The sequence below is a fragment of the Parabacteroides distasonis ATCC 8503 genome (assembly GCF_000012845.1).
Taxonomy (GTDB): Bacteria; Bacteroidota; Bacteroidia; order Bacteroidales; family Tannerellaceae; genus Parabacteroides; species Parabacteroides distasonis.
Genome location: NC_009615.1, coordinates 1,295,085 through 1,310,987 on the forward strand (window position 1 = coordinate 1,295,085; position 15,903 = coordinate 1,310,987).

General features: G+C 46.3%; 14 protein-coding genes. 6 read left to right on the plus strand and 8 right to left on the minus strand.

Going from position 1 to position 15,903, the window contains the following annotated elements; genetic code table 11:
* Positions 1–20: 20 nt before the first annotated feature.
* Genes BDI_RS05620 through BDI_RS05635 form a run of 4 tightly spaced genes read right to left on the minus strand, consistent with a single transcriptional unit; the run spans position 21 to position 4,056 of the window.
* Positions 21–650, minus strand: a complete 630-nt coding sequence (locus tag BDI_RS05620) for an NADH:ubiquinone reductase (Na(+)-transporting) subunit D (protein ID WP_005856891.1) — start codon at positions 648–650, stop codon at positions 21–23.
* A 7-nt stretch (positions 651–657) separates the two neighbouring features.
* Positions 658–1,470 (minus strand): NADH:ubiquinone reductase (Na(+)-transporting) subunit C, encoded by an 813-nt coding sequence (gene nqrC, locus BDI_RS05625; protein ID WP_011966319.1) that lies wholly within the window; start codon positions 1,468–1,470, stop codon positions 658–660.
* A gap of 13 nt (positions 1,471–1,483) precedes the next feature.
* Entirely contained in the window at positions 1,484–2,686 is a 1,203-nt protein-coding gene (locus tag BDI_RS05630; RefSeq protein ID WP_005856887.1) for an NADH:ubiquinone reductase (Na(+)-transporting) subunit B, read from the minus strand.
* 23 nt (positions 2,687–2,709) lie between these two features.
* The gene (locus BDI_RS05635) at positions 2,710–4,056 is read right to left on the minus strand and encodes a Na(+)-translocating NADH-quinone reductase subunit A (RefSeq protein ID WP_008772142.1); all 1,347 of its coding nucleotides are present in this window, start codon (positions 4,054–4,056) and stop codon (positions 2,710–2,712) included.
* Positions 4,057–4,188: 132 nt separating this feature from the next.
* Between BDI_RS05635 and BDI_RS05640 the strand changes: the two genes are divergently transcribed.
* Complete coding sequence (locus tag BDI_RS05640) at positions 4,189–5,457, plus strand: DUF5103 domain-containing protein (RefSeq protein ID WP_005856883.1); 1,269 nt, start codon at positions 4,189–4,191, stop codon at positions 5,455–5,457.
* Between the two features lie 44 nt (positions 5,458–5,501).
* On the plus strand, positions 5,502–6,470 hold the full coding sequence (locus tag BDI_RS05645; RefSeq protein WP_008779900.1) for a 4Fe-4S binding protein: 969 nt from the start codon (positions 5,502–5,504) through the stop codon (positions 6,468–6,470).
* On the opposite strand, the gene guaD is transcribed toward BDI_RS05645, so the two are convergent.
* From guaD to BDI_RS05665, 4 genes are read right to left on the minus strand one after another with little or no spacing between them, the layout of a single operon-like run.
* Complete coding sequence (guaD, locus tag BDI_RS05650) at positions 6,435–7,775, minus strand: guanine deaminase (protein WP_005856879.1); 1,341 nt, start codon at positions 7,773–7,775, stop codon at positions 6,435–6,437. The two genes, BDI_RS05645 and guaD, sit on opposite strands and share 36 nt — an antisense overlap.
* A 12-nt stretch (positions 7,776–7,787) precedes the next feature.
* A complete protein-coding gene (locus BDI_RS05655) occupies positions 7,788–8,690 on the minus strand; it encodes a cation diffusion facilitator family transporter (RefSeq protein WP_005856877.1) in 903 nt (300 codons plus the stop codon).
* A 9-nt stretch (positions 8,691–8,699) separates the two neighbouring features.
* Positions 8,700–9,992, minus strand: a complete 1,293-nt coding sequence (locus BDI_RS05660; RefSeq protein ID WP_008779903.1) for a serine dehydratase subunit alpha family protein — start codon at positions 9,990–9,992, stop codon at positions 8,700–8,702.
* Positions 9,993–10,036: 44 nt separating this feature from the next.
* Positions 10,037–10,408 carry an Hpt domain-containing protein gene (locus BDI_RS05665; RefSeq protein ID WP_005856873.1) on the minus strand — a complete coding sequence of 124 codons (372 nt, stop codon included), beginning with the start codon at positions 10,406–10,408 and terminating at the stop codon, positions 10,037–10,039.
* Between the two features lie 185 nt (positions 10,409–10,593).
* Between BDI_RS05665 and BDI_RS05670 the strand changes: the two genes are divergently transcribed.
* The 4 genes from BDI_RS05670 to BDI_RS05685 all read left to right on the plus strand — a co-directional run bounded on the left by BDI_RS05670 (position 10,594) and on the right by BDI_RS05685 (position 15,897).
* Positions 10,594–12,516 carry an AAA domain-containing protein gene (locus BDI_RS05670; protein ID WP_011966321.1) on the plus strand — a complete coding sequence of 641 codons (1,923 nt, stop codon included), beginning with the start codon at positions 10,594–10,596 and terminating at the stop codon, positions 12,514–12,516.
* Positions 12,506–13,312 (plus strand): Cof-type HAD-IIB family hydrolase, encoded by an 807-nt coding sequence (locus BDI_RS05675; protein WP_005856869.1) that lies wholly within the window; start codon positions 12,506–12,508, stop codon positions 13,310–13,312. The genes BDI_RS05670 and BDI_RS05675 overlap by 11 nt, the downstream gene beginning before the upstream one ends.
* A gap of 258 nt (positions 13,313–13,570) precedes the next feature.
* Complete coding sequence (locus tag BDI_RS05680) at positions 13,571–14,803, plus strand: Cof-type HAD-IIB family hydrolase (RefSeq protein ID WP_005856867.1); 1,233 nt, start codon at positions 13,571–13,573, stop codon at positions 14,801–14,803.
* Positions 14,800–15,897, plus strand: coding sequence for an isochorismate synthase (locus BDI_RS05685; protein ID WP_005856865.1), 1,098 nt, complete (start codon positions 14,800–14,802; stop codon positions 15,895–15,897). Before BDI_RS05680 ends, BDI_RS05685 begins: the two co-directional genes overlap by 4 nt.
* Positions 15,898–15,903: the final 6 nt, after the last annotated feature.

The following is a 15,903-nucleotide window of genomic DNA, read 5'->3' on the forward strand; positions in this document are numbered from 1 at the left end:
TATTCGTTTAATCGTTAACATTAATTTTCTTGAAGTTCCTTGTTCTTAGCACGATGAACCCAAATAATAACAGCGATCACGATCAACGCCATCGGAGGCAAGATCATCAAACCATTGTTCACGTAACCCAGATCATAGAATGCCTGCGGAATCACTTGGAAACCCAATAAGGTACCAGATCCCAGCAATTCACGGAAGAAACCTACGATAATAAGAATAATCGCATATCCCAGACCGTTACCTATGCCATCCAAGAACGATTCCCATGGGCCGTTACCCAAGGCGAACGCTTCCAGACGTCCCATCAAGATACAGTTCGTAATGATCAAACCGACAAATACGGAAAGCTGTTTGTTTACGTCATAAGCAAAAGCTTTCAACACCTCACTAACGATTGTCACCAAAGCGGCAACTACCACCAATTGCACGATAATACGGATACGGTTCGGAATCGTATTACGCATCAATGAAATGATCACGTTAGCGAAAGCCACGACAGCCGTCACCGAGATACCCATCACGATGGCCGGCTCAAGTTTTGATGTTACAGCCAACGCAGAGCAAATACCCAACATCTGAACGACAACCGGGTTGTTAGCGCTCAACGGGCCTAACAGAACTTCTTTATTCTTTTCAGATAATAATCCCATCTTCTACTTAATTTTGTGAGGTCAAAAATTTAACATAACCGCTCAAGCTGTTGAATAACATTTCATCCACACCTTTACTGGTAATTGTACCACCTGAGATACCGTCTACATAATCCTGTCCCGCTACGCTCTTACCCGGCTTAACAACAGCGACAGACTTGAATTCTCCACTCATGAAGATCTTCTTACCTTTGAACTCATTGCTGAACACCGGTTTAGAGATCTCTGCTCCCAGACCCGGAGTTTCACCTTGGTGGCTGAAGTCAGCACCATAAATAGTATTCTTATCACTATCTACAGAGATATAACCCCATAACGGACCCCAAAGACCTGCTCCATGCAAAGCCATGATATATTTCGGTTGACCATCTACATTCGCGACGAAAACCGGATATTGATGCTCAGTGGCAGCCTTAACTACATCCGTAGCGAAAGCGTCGCCTTCAACCTTCTCACCATTCTCGTTTACCAAGAAAGCTTCCTTGATCAACTCGTTGTACTTGGTCTCAGCCTCAGAAGAAGAAACATTTACGTTGATAGAACGCAGAATTTGTTGTCTCTTATCGTTATCCTCGTTCTGTTTCTGAAAACTTCTCAATGATTGTGAAGTAAACGCCAATACGACAGCCACTAGCACAACCATCACAGCCGCATAAACAACCGTATAAACATTGCTATCCCGGTTTATGCCTTTCTTAGCGGCGCCCTCCTCCTTGATTTCCTCAAATTCGGAAGCAGGAGCGGAACATACCGGGCAAGTGTCAGGAGCCTTATTTCCCTCGTGGACATAGCCACATACCTTACATTTATATTTAGCCATATTCCTTCTTACTTTATTTTATTACACGTTTCAATCTGCGAGAGATATTAGCTTCCACAACATAATAGTCGATCAGCGGAGCGAACACGTTCATCAACAGGATAGCGAGCATCATACCCTCTGGATAACCCGGGTTCAACGCACGAATAATAATGGCCATAGCACCTACAAGGAAACCATAGATATATTTACCTGTCTCCGTACGAGCGGAAGTCACAGGGTCTGTAGCCATGAACACGGCACCAAAAGCGAAACCACCTAAGAACAAGTGATCCAGCGGAGATACGCACATAGCGACCGTTGTACCGACCATATTAAAGATCAATGACATGAAAGCACCACCCACGAACACGGAAACCATTGTCTTCCAACTTGCGATACCCGTAACCAACAAGATAACCGCACCGATCAAAATAGCCAATACGGAAGTCTCACCGATAGAGCCCGGGATCAAACCAATAAACGCGTCCCAAGTAGAGATCGGGTTGCCTAATACGTCAACAGCTTGGAAAGAACCGATCATCTCCTTACCAGCGATAGCGACTTGTCCCAGCGGAGTAGCTCCGGAAAAGCCGTCAACCACTTGGCCAGCCCCAATACCAAACGTATCAGCCGTACGAACGAACACTTGATCACCAGACATTGCTGCCGGGTAAGCGAAGAATAAGAACGCACGTGTAACCAATGCTACATTAAATATATTATATCCCGTACCACCAAATACCTCTTTCGCGAAAATAACAGCGAAAGCAGTAGCTACGGCGATCATCCATAACGGAGTATCGACCGGAACGATCATCGGAATCAAGATACCGGAAACCAAGAATCCTTCTTGAATCTCTTCCTTCTTCACTTGGGCGACAGCGAACTCTATACCCAAACCTACCACATACGAAACAATGATCTTAGGCAATACCGCCAAAAATCCAAAAATAAAAGTCATCAAAAATCCCGGATCAGCCCCCACAGCTAAATTGTGCTGATAACCGACATTATACATACCAAAAAGCAAAGCAGGCAACAAAGCGATGATAACCACGGTCATGGCACGCTTTGAATCAATACAGTCATGAATATGTACGCCCGTTTTAGAGGTCTCGTTCGGAACAAATAAGAATGTTTCGAAACCGTCAAAAACAGAACGGAACATCGCCAGCTTTCCGCCTTCCTCAAAGTTAGGCTTAATCTTGTCGAGATAATTCCTTAACGCTTTCAATGTATTATAAGTTTTTTATGTTATTAATTCATTTCCTTATACAACAGGTTCAATCCGTCGCGAACGATCTTTTGCAACTCGATCTTGGAAGTGTCCACGAACTCGCAAAGAGCGAAGTCCTCGGGAGCCACCTCATAGATACCTAAGTTCTCCATCTTGTCGATATCGAACGCAATGATCGCTTTCAACAAATACTCCGGATAGATATCCATCGGAAACACCTTATCGTATTCATTAGACATGATCATGGCACGTTTACCACCTTTGATACGGGCGTCGATCACATATTCCTTGCTAGTACCTAACCAGCTAAAGTAACTATGGCTAGCGCTGAACTGGTTGAAACGAGGCATAGCGAAACCTAAGAACTCATGCGTCTCATCACCTTCCGGAATCACGGTGATCTGGTTATCATAAGCGCCTAGGTAACCATCCATATTCACCTTGGTACCTGTCAAAACATTACCGCTGATAATACGGATATGTTCCTGTCCTAACACTTTACCGTTAACCAAGCTCTTAATCGTACAACCTGAAATCGTTTTAACGTAGCCTCTCTCGGTAGTCTCGGAACCGGTAATAGCAACCATACGGCTGAAATCGGCGACACCCTTGTTGAACAAACGTCCGATAACGATCACGTCTGCCGGATTAACCGTCCAAACTACCTCACCCTTGTTAACGGGCTTGATATGATTGATCTGCACGCCAACGTTCGCTGCGGGATGCGGACCTTCTACTTCCACGATCTCCACACCTTTCATTCCGCTCACGACAGAACCACTTCTTACACCCACATACACTTTTCCATTCGTTAATTTAGCTAGGGCGTTTAATCCAGTCTGGAAATCAGCCTCCTGACCTTTTACGATAAAATCGAAGTTTGGAGCCAACGGAGCGGAGTAAAAAGCCGAAACGAAGATATCACGCGGAGTATCTAATGGAGCGGCAACGATATCGTATGGGCGTTGCTTGATAAACGGCCACATACCAGCGTTCAGAAGTACCTCTTTCACCTCTGCTCCCTGTAGGGATGCTACGTTCTTCTTACCGAACTCCTCATACTCGATCTGCGCATCCGGCTTCACAACGATGCTTAGCACCTTACGCTTCTCTCCTCGGTTTACGGCAGTTACCTCGCCACTGACCGGCGAAACAAACTTGATCTCGGGGCGGTTCTTGTCAATCATCAGTACAGAACCGGCTTTGACTTTTTCTCCTACTTTCGCAACAACTTTGGGGAGAATACCGTTATAATAATCGGGGACGATCGCGTAAGACTCGCTCTTGCCGCCGTTTAACAGTACATCCGAAGCTTTGCCCTTCAGATTAATGTCTAAACCCTTTTTAATCTTAATCACATTTGCCATGATACAACTAAAATTGTTTATATGTAATTTTCCTGCAAAAGTAAACATTTTTTCATGCTTTAGAGCAGGGAAAGGCAAATAAATAGAGAAATAATTCCATAATTTTGCGTCGTTAAAGAAAGTAATAAGAAAATGAAAGTTTTTAAAATCCTATTTCTGCTGCTTATCACGGTTTTAGTACCGTTGAACGCTCAAGTGACTTACTTCACCAACGTTAGCGATAAGCAAATAAAGACCCTCCAAGTGAAGGTTGCCGGCGAGATGTTCTCCGATCCATTCATTGAACTGGGCGGTGAAAACCGTATCGAAGTTAATTTCGATGCTTTTAATCCGGGCTTCGGGCGATACGCCTATAATCTGGTTCATTGCAACGCCGATTGGACGCAATCGAATCTTTCCCCGATTGAGTATATGAATGGTTTCCAAGGGAGCACGATCGAGGATTTCGCCAATGCGATGGGTACTACGGTGCAATACACCAACTACCGATTACTTTTCCCAAACGATGACGTTCAACCGAAGGTCTCGGGGAATTATGCCTTGCAAGTATATAACGAGGATGATCCCTCCCAGATCGTATTTACCGCTTGCTTTTCTATTTTCGAGCCGATGGTTAGTGTCGCCGCTACGGTGAGCGGAAATACGGATATCGATACCAATCAGTCACACCAACAAGTCAGCTTTGCGATCAATAACAAGAATTTCCCCATCACCTATCCTCAGACCGACTTGAAAATCTGGGTTTATCAGAATAACCGCAGGGATAATGCCGTAACAGGTCTTCAGCCTATGACTATTTTAGAAAACCAGATCTCTTATACGAACAATCAGAACTTGATCTTTCCCGCAGGAAACGAATATCGCCGTATGGAATTTTTGAGCAACAAATACAATGGCATGCACGTAGAAAGTATCTCGTTCCATAATCCATACTACCATGTAGAGTTGATGACGGACTATCGGCGTGACCAATTATCGTATCAATACGATCAAGACCAAGACGGCCGTTTTTTCATCCGTTGCAGTAATTGTAACGACCCGGATACGGAAGCGGACTATTACATCGTTCACTTTACCCTCGCCATGGACTTAATTCCCGATGGAAACGTGTATTTGAACGGCGAATTATATAATAATGTATTGGACGAGAAAAGTAAGATGGGCTATAATCCGGAGACGCATCAATACGAGAAATCCGTCTTACTGAAACAAGGCAGTTACAACTATCAGTACCTCTTTGTCCCTAACGGACAGACCGTAGGACAGACCGGCCCTATCGAGGGTAATTTCTTCCAGACGGAGAACGAATATAGCATTTACGTCTATTATTGCCCGATGGGAGCACGGTATGATCGTTTAATCGGTGTAACAAGTATCAGAAATACAATGCCCGTGCTATAATTATTCGCGTAAAAGGCATACTTTTACGCATAAAATAATTGAGCATGAAAACGAGACGTATTGTTATCAGTACCGTATTATTAGTCGGGGGACTTCTCTCGATCGTTCAAGTCATGCCTAAAAATCCACTATTGATAGGCGAAAGGTTATTTCCGTATGGAGGATGGATACAAGTGATACTTGCCATGCTATACGGTGGTTGGCTCTGCTATAAGATGCAAGATCGGCAAGAACGTCCCAAATGGAGAAAACGAGCGTGGTTGTTATTCTCGATCGTTTTTTTCGGGCAACTTGCTCTAGGGATTTTTGCCGATCCTATTTTCCTTATGACCGGAAAACTGCATTTACCGATCCCTGCGGTAATCTTGGCCGGACCGCTTTATCGCTTCGAGGGATTATTCATGCCCATACTTTTTATCAGCACCTTATTACTATCCGGTCCCGCTTGGTGTAGCCAGCTTTGTTACTTCGGGGCATTTGACGCATGGAGTGCCCGGGGAAAATTGGAACGAAAAAGGTTCCCCTATCACAAGCAAATGCGATACAGCATATTATTTCTGGTTATGTTGGGGGCCATCCTACTCCGAATATTCGGGGCGAGTGGCAGGATAGCCACCGCTTTTGGAATAGCGGTCGGAGTTATCGGCCTACTTGTCATGCTATTGTTTTCCAGAAAGAGACGGAAGATGGTGCATTGCAGTAGTTATTGTCCGATCGGGACTTTAGTGTCTTTCCTCAAATACCTCTCTCCTTTCCGGGTACGACTGACCACGGATTGTTGCCATTGCATGGCTTGCACAAACGCTTGCCGTTATGATGCCCTACATAAAGAAGAGATCGAGAAGGGAAAGATCGGCTATACCTGTACCTATTGCGGAGATTGCCTCTCCGCTTGCAAGCACGGGGCTATAGAATATCATTTCCCGGGATTGCGCCCGACTACTGCCGAGCGCCTATGGATCGTCGTAACGGTCGTATTACATACTTGCTTCTTGATGATCGCACGAATCTGAGCCGTATACTTGCTTGCCCATTATATAAGTACATACCGTATTCCGGTCATCGCCGAGGGTTTGCAGGCCAAACAGCTTATTCTCGATCGTCCATTTATCTCTCGAACGAAGATACTCCATACGCAATTTCTGGACAGAGGTAGCGGCATAATCCACGACTATGAAATCCGCTTCACGGCCAGGGAGGAAACTTCCGATTCGGTCGTCCAACGATAAGGCCCGTGCAGAGCCTAGCGTACATTTATAGATAGCCTCCAATGCTGTCATCGGATAACCGTTCAACTGTTGTACCTTATAGGCCTCTCCCATCGTACGCCACATAGAGAAAGATGTACCCGCACCGACATCTGTCGCCAAGGTAGTACGTACGCCGTAACGGTTCGCTTCCCTCATATCGAATAATCCGCTTCCAAGGAAAAGGTTCGAGGTCGGGCAATGGGCGATAATGCCTCCCGTTTCTCCCAACCGCTTATATTCCCGATCGGTTAGATGGACACAATGCCCGAATATCGAACGATCGGTCAACAATCCGGCACGCTCATAGACCTCCAGATAATCCGCATGACCGGGACAGAGCGATAAGACAGATTCAATCTCTCCCAGATTTTCCGAAAGATGTGTCTGTATATAGGTACTGGGATATTCGGCATGTAAACGACCGGCAGACTTTAATTGATCCGGCGTACTGGTTATGGCGAAACGGGGCGTGATCACATAGTGATTCCGTCCTTTCCCGTCCCAATCCTCGATTAAGCTACGGCAGTCCAACTCACCCTGATGCGTGGTATCCATCAGATAATCCGGAGCGTTCCGGTTCATCATCACCTTTCCAGCCAAGATACACATATTATACTCCGTAGCCACGGAAAATAATGCGGTTACGGAAGCAGGATGAACCGTGGCATAAGCGGCACAAGTCGTAGTTCCGTTCTTTACCAGTTCCTTCACGAAAAAGCGAGCGATATCTTGTGCATATTCCATGGAAGAGAAAGCTTCCTCGGCGGGAAACGTATATTCGTCCAGCCAATCCAGAAGTTGCTTGCCATACATTCCCTGTATCTCCGACTGGGAGAAATGGATATGGGAATCAATAAAGCCGGGTGTAATCAATTTACCGGAATAGTCTGTCACCGGGAAATCCGGGTAACGGGAACGCATCGCCTCGAACGGCCCCGCCTCTACAATCTTTCCATCAACAACAGCCAGTCCCCCATCCTCAAAATAGCGGTAAGCCTCCACATGATCCAGCGGGGAAGCGATCAAATAGAGCACTTCTCCCCTATATAAGTTCTTCATCATGGTCAAATAACAATTCGTTTATTTAATTGGTTCCACGTGCAAAGCGATGTGCGTAGCCTGACCGAACTTATCACGCAGATTCTGTTCGATCTCTTTCGTCAAGTCATGGGCACGAGTCACGGTTATCTGTCCGTCCACCCGTATATGCGCCTCGATAGCAAAATTATTACCGATGCGGCGGGTACGTAGATTATGCGGGCTCTTTACCTCGGGAATCTCACTAATGATCGCCAAGATCTCATCCTCCACCTCCTTCGGCAAAGATTTCTCCAATAAGTCATTAATCGCCGGGATCACTAGTTGTAAGGCTACTTTTACGATAAATAAACTGACAATCACAGCCGCCAACGGGTCCAGCACACGCCAATTATCCCCCAACAAAATCGCCCCTCCGATACCTAAAGCCGTACCGATCGAGGAAAAGGCATCCGAGCGATGATGCCAAGCGTTAGCGATAACGACTTGACTATTCTGCTTCCTTCCTACCCAAACCGTAATATGATACAGTAATTCCTTGATCACAATGGAGATAAGAGCGGCAACTAAAGCGATCATTCCCGGACTTTCCAACGGAATCCCCTTGAAATAAAAGTCATAAATCTTGTTCGCTCCCTCCCAGAAAAGGCCAAAACCTACACAAAGCAAGACGATACCAACAATTGAAGTCGCCAAAGTCTCGTATTTACCATGCCCGTAATCATGGCTCTCGTCCTTTGGCTTGGAAGATATATTGACAAAAAGAAGTACGATTATATCCGTTACGAAATCAGATAACGAATGTACCGCATCGGCGATCATAGCGCTACTATGCCCCCAGATACCCGCCACGAACTTGAATACCAATAAAACAAAATTAGCGAATGACCCTAAAAGTGTCACTCGCATAATCTCTTTTTTCCTCGCCTTTGGTGCCTCCTCCATAGAATCCCATTAACAAGATTTACCGGTCATGATGTCCAGCACCAGACGATCCGTCGCCTCCATTCCTTTAGAACCGATAGCGGTCAAGTTCGCGATCGATTTATCCACATCCTCATCGATGATACCTTCCACGGAAGTCACCACCTTATCCTCCATGGCCATCAAAGCGGAAAGCATCGCCGTAGATACGCCACTAGATACTTTCATCGCACAACTCGGCTTGGCACCGTCACAGATCATTCCGGTAATATTACCGATCATATTCTTGATCGCATAAGAAATCCGCGCCTTATTTCCTCCCATCAAATAGGTGATAGCGCAACTCGCTCCCGTAGCGGCAACCACACAACCGCAAAGGGCGGACAAGCGTCCCAGACTTTGCTTGATATAGATCACCATCAAATGGCTTAACATCAACGCACGGATCAGTTGCTCTTCCGAGCATTGGATATCCTCGGCGAAAGAAAGAACCGGAAGCGTAGCGGCGATTCCTTGATTACCGCTTCCCGAATTACTCATCACCGGGATCATAGCGCCATCCATGCGAGCGTCGCAAGCGGCGGAAGTCATGATCAACATATGCGTATAAGCGGAATCTCCCATGAACTTACGGCCGAAAGCACCCGAGACCGTCTTGCTTACGGTATGTCCATAATTGCCTTTCATGGAAGCTTGGGCGGCTTTCTTATTCAACTCAGCTGTTTCTAAAATAAAACGAATCTCATCCAATGGCATTTCCATGGCAAACTCATAGACCATAGAGAAGGAAAGACGTAAATCCTTATTCTCACATACTTCCTCGCCAGAAGCGTTTGCCGTACGTAAATCAGTCAATACCTCCCCGTTTTTCTCTACATATATTATATGGGTATGCTCATGGCAAATGATCACCCTTGAACGATCGTTCCCTGCTGAACTTATAATTTCGATATAAAGTTTATCTACATTCTCTTTCAGGTCTATACCGATACATTTCTTGCAGACCATTTCCTTACCTTCTTTCAATCCCTCCGAAGTCAAGTCTTTCAGCACCTCTAGCCCATAAGCGGACTTACCGATGATCGATCCCAAGGCGATAGCGATAGGCAACCCCACCATGCCAGTCCCCGGGATTCCTACTCCCATGGCATTCTTCAGGATATTGGCGCTCAGATAAACCTCTATCTTCTCTGGCTTACGCCCCAGCACTTCTGCCGCTTTTGCGGCCGCCAAAGCCACGGCAATAGGTTCCGTACATCCGATAGCAGGGATTACCTCCCTGTGAATCAAATCTATAATTTGAGTTTTTATGATAGTATCCATACTGATAGTCTTTATTTAGAATTAGATAGTTAATATACAATAGATTAAGAACAAAACTCAACAACGATATCTCGCAAGGCATCGTATTGTTTTCCCAATGCATCTTCATAACGCAACGCTTCTTCCAGATTCCCTTCTCTCAACAGCGATAGTATATTATTCGATACATCGAATAGATTTACCAGACCTAAATTAGCGGCTATCCCTTTCAAGGTATGCGAATATAGCTTGGCATTCTCCAAATCCCGCTCTACTAAAGAGCTCCGTAATTTCACATACGAACCATCTGTAGTAATAAATTTATATAGAAACTTTTTGAAGAGGCTATCACTATTCATAAAACGATCTAAGGTATTCTCTTTATCCCAAGCAGCTACATCTATTAATGCGTTATAAAAAGCATCGTTCTCATTCATTTTTTTATGATATTAGTTTTCGTACAAAATTAGGAATTTTATAGACACTACCAACGTTAGCGGTATTCTTTTTCTTTACTTACCGCAACTTGGGTACGGAACGATAATTTTAGTACTTTTGTCGCCTACTTCGGGACCTAGAACGCCCGGGCTGTATTTATCCGATTAATTGAATTGATAAAGGAATGGGAATTTCATCGCCGCTTGTTGATTTGCAAAATCAATATGATCTCCTGCAGAAAGAATATGAATATGAGAAGGAAACATACCGACAGCAATCCGAGCGTACGGGTTTGCGAAAACGAGTGGCGCAGGGCCTCTGTTGGTATCCGGTCACTCCGGGACGCAGTTATTATAACTCCTTAAACCAATTGGTGATCGAGATCGAAAGGACAGAAGACCGGGAGATCGAGCATAATTTTGAGTACGGGCGCCCGGTTTGCTTCTTTACGGCAGATATCAGTGGTAAATTTAAGTATCTGGATTTCTCCGCCACGATCAGCTACGTGCAAGAGGACCGGATGGTGGTAGTTCTCCCCACTCCTTCCGCCTTGATGGATATACAAGGAAAAAGCAATGATCTCGGCGTGCAACTCTACTTCGACGAGACCAGCTATAAAACGATGTTTTCCGCTCTCTCGGACGTGATGCGGGCAAAAAACAACCAACTCTCTCATCTAAGGGATGTATTGCTGGGACAGGAAAAACCGGGACAGCGGGAATTATTCCCGATCCGCTTCCCTTGGTTGAACCGCTCGCAGGAAGAAGCCGTAAATAAGGTATTGGGAGCGAAACAAGTATCTATCGTACACGGCCCTCCCGGAACCGGGAAAACAACCACCTTGGTGGAAGCCATTTACGAGACCCTTCACCGGGAGAATCAAGTGATCGTTTGCGCTCAAAGCAATACCGCCGTAGACTGCATCTCGGAGAAACTGGTAGATAGAGGCATTAACGTCCTGCGCATCGGGAACCCCACTCGTATCAATGACAAGATGCTCTCTTTCACATATGAACGCCGTTTCGAATCGCATCCGGATTATCCCGAATTATGGAGCATCCGGAAAGCGATACGGGATATACAATCCAATATGCGAAAGAAAAGCCGGGAGGAACGGGATACGATCCGAAACCGCCTCTCCCGTTTGAAATTCCGGGCGACCGAACTGGAAGTCAAGATCGATACAGAGCTGTTCGACGAGGCTCGTGTCGTTGCTTGCACCTTGGTTGGCTCCGCAAACCGGGTCATGATGAACCGGCACTTCACGACCTTGTTTATCGATGAGGCCGCCCAAGCCTTGGAAGCTGCTTGCTGGATAGCGATCAGCAAGGCGGACCGGGTCATACTAGCGGGCGATCATCACCAATTGCCCCCTACTATTAAATGTATAGAAGCGGAACGAGAAGGCTTAGGACGTACCTTGATGCAAAAGATAGCCCACACGAAACCGGAAACGGTCTCTCTCCTGAAGATCCAATATCGTATGCACGAGGATATCATGCGCTTCTCCTCCCAATGGTTCTATCATAACGAACTCGAATCCGCTCCCGAGGTAAGTGGGCGGGGAATCTTGCGACTGGACACTCCCATCGTATGGTTCGATACGTCCGAGTGCGATTTCACGGAAAATACGAGAGAAGAGACCATGAGCCGTGTCAACAGGCAAGAGGCGGAATTGCTCGTGGAACAATTACGCTCCTATATACAGAAAATATCCAAGGAGAGAGTGCTGGAGGAGAATATCGACTTCGGATTGATCTCCCCTTATAAGGCGCAGGTACAATACATCCGTAAATTAATCAAACAGGACGCTTTCTTCAAGCCTTTACGCAGACTGATTACCGTACATACCGTAGACGGTTTCCAAGGGCAAGAACGCGATGTCATCTTGATCAGTTTGGTAAGGGCCAACGAGGATGGAAAGATAGGCTTCTTGAACGACTTGCGGCGCATGAACGTAGCGATCACCCGTGCCCGTATGAAACTGATGATCTTGGGAGACGCTTCCACCCTTACCCGGCACGCATTTTATAAAGAACTCTATAATTATATCTCCCAAAGAGGTAAAATAATCACGATCAACACGAAACAAGAGCATGAACTATAAATTATTGGTACTGGATTTAGACGGTACACTGACAAACAGTAAAAAAGAGATCACCCCGTTTACGAGGGAAACCCTTCTGCAAGCGCAGGAAAAAGGATTGCATCTGGTCTTAGCCTCCGGCCGGCCCACCTACGGTATCGTGCCTTTAGCCGAGGAACTGAACATAAAGCAATATGGTGGTTTTATCCTTTCCTTCAACGGCGGTAAGGTGATCGACTTGATGACAGACAAAGTACTTTTCGAACAGGCTTTGCCACCCGATATCGTACCTGTTTTATACAACCGCTCCAAAGAAGCGGGACTGGCTATCCTTTCCTACAACGGTAAATATATCTTAAGCGAGCACCCGGAAAATAAATACGTACAATACGAATCATTCCTAACAAAGATGAAGATCAAGGCTACCGACGATTTCCTGCGGGATTTACATCAACCTGCCGATAAATGCTTGGTGGTAGGCGAACCGGAGATGTTGGTACCGTTGGAAGAGAAGCTCCGCCAAGAATTAGGGAAACGTATCAACGTATATCGTTCCGAGGCATTCTATCTGGAGCTTGTCCCCAAAGGTATCGACAAAGCCGCCTCATTATCCCGCTTACTAGAGCGAACCCGGATAAAACAGGAGGAAGTGATCGCTATCGGCGATGGTTTCAACGATGTATCCATGATCCATTTCGCCGGATTGGGAGTCGCTATGGCCAACGCCCAGCCCCCTGTCAAGGCCAATGCCGACCGCATCACCCAATACACGAACGATGAGGATGGAGTGGCTCGTTTCATCCAAGAATTGCTTTGAAAAAAACACGTACGTATTTTCCGAGAAACACGTACATGTTTTCGCGAGAACACGTACGTGTTTTTTCAGAGACATTTACACCAGTATCGACACAGGCCAATGCCTATATCGGCATAAGCCTGTACGTATATCGCCGCAAGGCTACACCAATATAGGCGTGAGCTTGCGCCGATATACGTAAATTCCTTTCATAGAAATGTCTTCTAACTATCAACTATTTTATGTACATTTGTATTCTAAACCATAAAATAAGACGCCATGAAGTACAAATTATTAGTCTTAGACGTAGATGGGACGTTGCTTAACGACAAGAAAGAGATAACTCCCCGGACCCATGCCGCCCTGTTAAAGGCTCAGCAGATGGGAGTTCATGTTGTATTGGCATCCGGCCGACCCACCAACGGGGTTCAACCCTTGGCGGAGGCCCTTGAATTGAATCATTACGGTGGTTTCATATTATCTTATAACGGAGGTCAGATCATCAATGCCCAGACCGGAGAATTGATGTTCGAGAAACGAATCGATCCGGCCATGATTCCTTATTTGAACCGGAAGGCGAAGGAAAACGGTTTTGCTATCTTCACGTATCACAAGGACTATATCCTGACCGATAGCCCGGAAAACAAGCATGTCCAAGAGGAGGCCGAACTCAATAAGATGCGCATCATCGGTGTGGAGAATTTCCCGGAAGCGGTGGATTTCGCACCCTGTAAGTGTATTCTTACCAGCGATGACGAGAACAATCTAGTGGGTCTCGAAAATCATTGGAAGAAACGTCTGGACGGGGTATTGGAAGCTTTCCGCTCCGAGGACTATTTCTTGGAGGTAGCTCCTCATTTCATCAATAAGGGAAATACGTTGGCGGTATTGATGGAGATGCTGAATATCACGACCGAAGAGGTTGTCGCTATTGGTGATGGCGTAGCCGACGTATCCATGCTTCAATTAGCCGGTACCGGCGTGGCGATGGGTAACGCACGCGACTCCGTAAAGGCTTGCGCCGATTTCACGACCTTATCTAATAATATGGATGGTGTGGCGGTAGCGATCGAGAAAGCGATCCTTGCCACGATCAAACCCACGGAGGTTCCGTTAGATCAACTAAACGCACGGGCCAAACATGCCTTAATGGGTAATCTAGGCATTCAATATACCTATGCGTCGGAGGATCGTGTGGAAGCGACCATGCCTGTAGACGAACGGACCCGCCAGCCTTTCGGTATCTTGCACGGAGGCGCTACGCTGGCTTTGGCGGAGACCGTGGCCGGACTAGGTTCCATGATTCTGGCGAAACCGGACGAGATGGTAGTCGGCATGCAAGTTAGCGGCAGCCATATGTCGTCCGCCCACGAGGGAGACACGGTACGTGCCGTCGGGACGATTATCCACAAAGGCCGTTCATCCCATGTGTGGAACGTAGACATATTCACCTCTACCGACAAACTGGTTTCCTCGGTACGGGTAATCAATAGCATACTAAAGAAGAAATGATTCCAAGAGATTCTTACGAAATAATAGACACGTTGATCAAGCAAGGCCGGAGTTTCGCTATTTGGCGTATTCCCGGTGAGGATAGGCTCCATTTCAGGATGCAAAGCGCCGGCTCTCCTTGCCTATTATACGACATAAAAGACTTAAATGAACGGAGCGGTTTTGTAATCGCTCCGTTTCAGGTGACAGCGGAACGACCTATCGTTTTAATCCAACCGGATTGCTTTGAAATCCCCTCCGAATCCGATTGGGATTTCTCTCGAGAGAAAAACGAATTCCCTTCGAATGAAATCGAAATCCCGTCCGAATCCGAGGAGAAGGAACGATACGCTTACCATTTCTCCCTGTTTACCAGCCCTTTGCTAAAAGGAAGCCAAGATAAACTAGTCCTATCCCGTAGCAAAACGATCCGGAAAGATCCCTCTTTCTCACCCGGCAAGGCATTCTTCGCCGCAGTAGAACGATATATCCGCTCCTATGTCTACCTTTGCCATACCCCGGAAACCGGAACTTGGATGGGTGGGACACCGGAAATCTTGTTATCCGGCGAGAAAGGCGACTGGCAAACGGTAGCTTTGGCCGGAACCCAATCCTTACGAGACGGGAAATTACCGAAAAGCTGGGACCATAAGAATTGGAGAGAACAGCAATTAGTCGCCTCCTATATACGCCGCCAGCTGTCCACCTTGGGTATTACTCCCGAGGAGAAGGGGCCTTATTCAGCCCGGGCCGGAGAGGTTTCCCATTTGAAAAGCGATTTCTTCTTCTCCTTGCCGAATCCCGAGAAGCTGGGTGATGTCCTTCAACTATTACACCCTACTCCAGCCGTTTGCGGTCTTCCCAAGGAGGAGGCTTATCATTTCATCATCGAGAATGAGGGGTACGATCGTAGCTATTACTCCGGTTTCATCGGTTGGCTGGATCCCAAAGGCAAAACAGATCTGTACGTAAACCTCCGTTGCATGAATATCCTCCCCCAAACCTTTACGCTGTATGCCGGAGGCGGTCTGTTGGCGGCCTCGCAGCTAGAGGATGAGTGGCAGGAGACAGAGGATAAATTAGATACGATGCGGAGAATAGTGGGTAATTTATAATTTTAT